The organism is Cellvibrio sp. (assembly GCF_053579595.1).
The window spans coordinates 1-5,496 of sequence record NZ_JBRFPI010000315.1; the positions used below are offsets into that span (position 1 = coordinate 1).

The 5,496-nt window shown below is 52.0% G+C and carries 4 protein-coding genes; all 4 read right to left on the bottom strand.

The features are described from left to right. Window positions 1–1,143, bottom strand: a 1,143-nt coding sequence (locus ACWA6V_RS16575) for an HD-GYP domain-containing protein (protein ID WP_449523530.1), incomplete at its 3' end; no start/stop codon positions are given. 236 nt (window positions 1,144–1,379) lie between these two features. Then, a complete protein-coding gene (gene hemE / locus ACWA6V_RS16580) occupies window positions 1,380–2,447 on the bottom strand; it encodes a uroporphyrinogen decarboxylase (RefSeq protein ID WP_449523531.1) in 1,068 nt (355 codons plus the stop codon). A 148-nt stretch (window positions 2,448–2,595) separates the two neighbouring features. Continuing rightward, complete coding sequence (locus ACWA6V_RS16585; RefSeq protein ID WP_449523532.1) at window positions 2,596–4,014, bottom strand: FAD-dependent oxidoreductase; 1,419 nt, start codon at window positions 4,012–4,014, stop codon at window positions 2,596–2,598. A gap of 27 nt (window positions 4,015–4,041) precedes the next feature. After that, the coding region (locus tag ACWA6V_RS16590; RefSeq protein ID WP_449523533.1) for a GltB/FmdC/FwdC-like GXGXG domain-containing protein at window positions 4,042–5,496 on the bottom strand (1,455 nt) is incomplete at its 5' end.

Consider the following 5,496-nt stretch of genomic DNA (forward strand, 5'->3'; position numbering starts at 1 on the left):
CAAGGGTTGTTTGTAGGCATCCAGCACCACAATGACACGCGGTTTTAAACGGCGCTCAAAGTTTTGCTCAACGACGACAGCCACTTCACCGGTACTCAGTTCGACCAAAGTACCTGTAGGATAAAGTCCAATTGCGCGAATAAACTCCACCACCAACTCTTCCTGAAACTGAATATTGCGCAGTTCATACAGTTTGGCGACAGCTTTGGAAGGCGCGATCGGATGGCGCGAACCGCGCGGATTGGTGACGTGATCGTAAAAGGTGACTATGCCGGCAATTTTACCGAGCAGGGGAATTTTATCGCCCGATAAACCCTGTGGGAAACCGCTGCCATTCAGGCGTTCGCAGTGGGTTTTTACTACGCTAATAACACGCGGCTCAACACCAGGGGTCTTACGCAGGATTTCACAGCCAAGTTCAACGAAAGTTTCATAGAGACGCTCTTCTTCCGCCGTGCGCTCTGCCTTGGACAGCAGCGCCAAATCCAGCATGACTTTACCAACATCCTTGAGCAACACCCCCATTGCCAATACATCCAGATCGCGCTTGGGCAGACCTATGTGGCGACCAAATAATATCGCCCATACCGATGACCGCACAGCATGGCTATAGGTGTATTCGTCTTTTTCCTGTACCCGGGACAACCAGGTAAAAGCATCGGGATTGCGCAGCACGCTGTCCACCATTTCACTGGCGACACGTTTGGTCTCACCGAGCGAGAGGGCATCGAACTGGTTTTTCTCCAGTTGATCCATCACTTCCACTACAGCGCCATAGACTTTTTGGTGCAATTGGCGGGCTTTTTTTACCTCCCGCTGCAGCGGCTCCACTTCGCGGTAGAGCCCGCGCTGGATTTTGAGTGGGGCAACAGTTTCGTTAAATGAACTTACGCGCTCACGGGTAGTGGTCTTTTTAGCAGAAGGGGCGATAGTCTTGAGGTTGGCAGCAATCGGACCACGGCCTTTTTCAATATCGATAAAAACATAGTTGCAAAGCGCCTTGAGCTGGTTGATCTCGCCCAAGTCGCGCAAGTAAAAGCCTTGTAAGGGGAATGGAGTTTGCGACCAAGGTCGATCCAGCCCAGACACAAACATGCCTATGGTCAACTCGTTGACGTCAACTTTGACTTGCTTGATTCCCACGCCTATTCCCCACATCACCCGCAGGTGCGAATTATCAGCCTTATTAGATCGGGATTCCGGCTATATGCCGGAGCAGCGCAGTGGCTACTACCATCGTAGCCCCCCTGTGCAACCTGATTCAGGTTCTAAATCTTCCTAAAAAATACCTTAATATTGCACGAAGTGTAATCAAGAAAGGCGCGCCATGCCAGAGCCAGCAGATTAAAGGCGCAATAACAAACCCACAAGGTAAAAAATTATTGATGATATTGCGCCGACAGCTCGTGGACCGCATTGATAAATGCACCGGCATGGGCAGGATCAACCTCCGGGGTAATACCATGCCCAAGGTTAAAGACATGGCCTGAACCATTGCCGTAAGCAGCGAGAATAGTGCCTACTTCAGCGCGAATACGCTCGGGTGATGCATACAAAATCGTCGGATCCATATTGCCTTGCAGGGCGACTTTGTTTCCAACACGGGCGCGCGCTGCAGCGATATCAGTCGTCCAATCCAGTCCCAACGCGGTAGTACCGGTTGCTGCCATAGATTCCAGCCATTGGCCTCCACCTTTAGTAAACATAATAACCGGAACTTGACGCCCTTCGTGCTCGCGAATCAAACCGCTGACAATTTTCTGCATATATTTCAACGAAAATTCTTGATAGGCCGCATGAGAGAGAGCACCGCCCCAGGTATCAAAAATCTGCACCGCCTGCGCACCCGCAGTAATTTGCGCATTGAGATAAACGGTGACCGAATCCGCCAACACATCCAGCAAACGATGCATCACCTGAGGTTGGTTGTAGAGCATTTCCTTGGCACGGCGGAAATCGCGACTGGAACCACCTTCGATCATATAAGTCGCCAGTGTCCAGGGGCTGCCAGAGAAGCCAATCAGCGGCACACGGCCATTGAGCTCACGGCGAATAGTTTTGACCGCGTTGACCACATAAGGCAGGTCTTGCTCTGGGTTAATCACCCTGAGCGCATTCACATCGGCTTCAGTACGCACCGCTTTTTTGAATTTAGGACCTTCGCCTGTCTCAAAATAAAGACCTAAACCCATTGCATCGGGGATGGTGAGAATATCGGAAAAGAGAATTGCTGCATCCAAACCGGGATAGCGGTCGAGCGGCTGCAAAGTCACCTCGCAGGCCAACTCGGGATTGGTGCATAGCCCCATAAAATCGCCCGCTTTTTCGCGGCTGGCGCGGTACTCTGGTAGATAGCGGCCAGCCTGACGCATCATCCATACCGGAGTTACATCAACTGGCTGCTTGAGCAATGCGCGCAGGAAACGATCATTTTTGAGTTCAGTCATTCTCTTATCCTCAGGCTAAAGCCTTGCTTGTGTTGGATAAAACAAACCCCGCAAAAGCGGGGTTATGGGAGCGCAGTTTGCTGCGCCCAAAAAAATCTGCATATCAGGACGCGGCAAGCAGCGCCCCTACGGGATTAAACCTGCAAACTTATACCTGCAAAAAGTCCAGGATGCCGTCAGCCGCTTCACGGCCTTCCCAAATTGCCGTTACTACCAGATCAGAACCACGCACCATATCACCACCGGCAAATACTTTGGGGTTGGTAGTCTGGAATTTGTATTGCTGTTGTTCCGGTGCGATCACACCGCCCCAATCGTTGGTTTTGACACCATTGGTTTCAAACCATGGCTGCGGGCTCGGGCGGAAACCGAAGGCTATCAAAACTACATCAGCGGGCAGGATCTCTTCTGAACCGGGAACCACTACCGGGCTGCGGCGACCTTTAGCATCTGGCTCACCCATTTGAGTGGTGACCACTTTAACGCCTTCCACTTTACCATTGCCGACCACTTCAACTGGCTGGCGGTTGTAAAGGAATTGCACGCCCTCTTCTTTCGCATTGGCCACTTCGCGTTTGGAGCCGGGCATATTTTCTTCGTCGCGGCGGTAAGCACAGGTTACGCTGCTTGCGCCCTGGCGAATCGAGGTGCGGTTACAGTCCATGGCGGTATCACCACCACCTAGCACCACCACTTTTTTACCTTTAACGCTGATGAAATCTTCCGGGCTTTTTTCAAAGCCGAGGTTGCGGTTTACGTTGGCAACCAGGAAGGGCAGTGCATCGTAAACACCAGGCAAATCTTCACCGGGGAAACCACCTTTCATGTAGGTGTAAGTACCCATGCCCATGAATACGGCGTCGTAATCGCGCAGCAATTCTTCCATGGTGATGTCTTTGCCCACTTCGGTATTCAGGCGGAATTCGATACCCATTTCGGTAAAGATTTCACGGCGACGGCTCATCACGGATTTTTCCAGCTTGAACTCGGGAATACCAAAGGTCAGCAAACCGCCGATTTCGGGATACTTGTCGAATACTACCGGTTTAACACCGTTGCGCACCAACACGTCAGCACAACCGATACCCGCTGGACCGGCGCCGATGATGGCGACTTTTTTGTCAGTCCACACCACTTTGGACATGTCCGGCTTCCAACCCATGGCGAAAGCGGTATCGGTGATGTACTTCTCGGCGTTGCCGATAGTTACTGCGCCAAAGCCATCATTCAGGGTACAAGCGCCTTCGCAGAGGCGATCCTGCGGGCATACCCGGCCGCAAACTTCCGGCAGCGAGTTAGTCTGGTGACTGAGCTCAGCGGCCTCAAAAATATTGCCTTCGGAAATCAGCTTCAACCAGTTAGGGATGAAATTGTGCACCGGGCACTTCCACTCGCAATAGGGGTTACCACACTCGAGGCAACGGTGCGCCTGACCTTCCACTTCTTCTTTGGCGAAAGGTTGGTAAATCTCCACAAAGTTGCGTCTGCGGGTTTCAATATCTTTCTTGGTGGGGTCCTGACGACCCACATCGAGAAACTGAAAGTCATTGTTTAAACGTGCTGACATGATCTTGACCTCACTCGTCACCAAGAGTTATTCGCCGCGCTTGCGGAAACTGACCAACAAACTACCCAAAGACGCCGCCTTAGGTTTAACCAACCAGAACTTGCCAATGTAGTCATCGAAGTTTTCCAGCAGGTGTTGGCCCCATGCACTTTCAGTCTCTTCCACGAACTCTTCTATCACTGTACGCAAATGATGGCGCTGGGCTTCCAGCGCTTCGGTATTGATGCGATGGATATCGACCAACTCGTGGTTGTAGCGATCCACAAAGTCATTGGCTTCGTCCAATACATAGGCAAAACCGCCGGTCATACCCGCGCCGAAATTCACACCGGTTTGACCCAAAACGGTTACTACACCGCCGGTCATATATTCACAGCAGTGATCGCCCGCACCTTCCACTACCACATGGGCACCGGAGTTACGCACACCACAGCGCTCGCCCGCTGTACCGGCTGCAAACAATTTACCGCCAGTCGCACCGTACAAACAGGTGTTACCCATGATGCTGGTTTTGTTCGATTTGAAGCCGGAGGTACGCGGTGGACGAATTACCAGCTTACCGCCCGCCATGCCTTTACCGACATAATCGTTGGCATCGCCTTCAAGGTACATATCCAAACCACCGGCGTTCCACACCCCAAAGCTCTGACCGGCAATACCGGTAAGTTTGAGTTTCAACGGTTTGTCGGCCATGCCCTGATTGCCATAGCGTTTGGCGATTTCACCACTGATACGCGCGCCAATGGAGCGGTCGCAGTTGGTGATATGGAATTCAAACTCGCCACCGGTCTTGGCTTCAATCGCAGGCAGCAATACCTTGACCATAGCTTCGGCGGTTTCGCCTTTATCGAACGGCTCGTTTTTGCTTACTGCGCACAATTGTGGTTTGGTCGCCAGGAAATCATCGGTATAGATGATCGGACTCAAATCCAATTGCTGTTGTTTGGTGGTTTCGCCTTCGAGGATCTTTAACAGATCGACGCGACCAACCAGCTCACCGAGACTGCGCACACCGAGGCGCGCCATCCACTCGCGGGTCTCTTCAGCAACAAACTTGAAGAAGTTCATCGCCATTTCAACGGTGCCGATGTAATGGTCTTTACGCAACTTGTCTTGCTGGGTAGCAACACCGGTGGCACAGTTGTTCAGATGGCAAATACGCAGGTATTTACAGCCGAGCGCAACCATCGGGCCAGTACCAAAGCCGAAGCTCTCTGCGCCGAGCATTGCTGCTTTCACAACATCCAAACCGGTCTTTAAACCACCGTCAGTTTGTACACGAACTTTATCGCGCAGATCATTTGCTCGCAGGGTTTGATGGGTTTCGGACAGCCCCAATTCCCACGGAGAACCCGCATATTTGATAGAGGTCAGCGGACTTGCCGCGGTACCACCGTCATAACCGGAAATGGTGATCAAGTCAGCGTAAGCCTTGGCCACACCAGCAGCGATAGTACCAACACCGGGACGCGATACCAGCTT

Excerpts from the sequence above, each read along its gene's own strand:
- hemE (WP_449523531.1), bottom strand. The coding sequence starts at position 2,447 with ATGACTGAACTCAAAAATGATCGTTTCCTGCGCGCATTGCTCAAGCAG.
- ACWA6V_RS16585 (WP_449523532.1), bottom strand. The coding sequence starts at position 4,014 with ATGTCAGCACGTTTAAACAATGACTTTCAGTTTCTCGATGTGGGTCGT.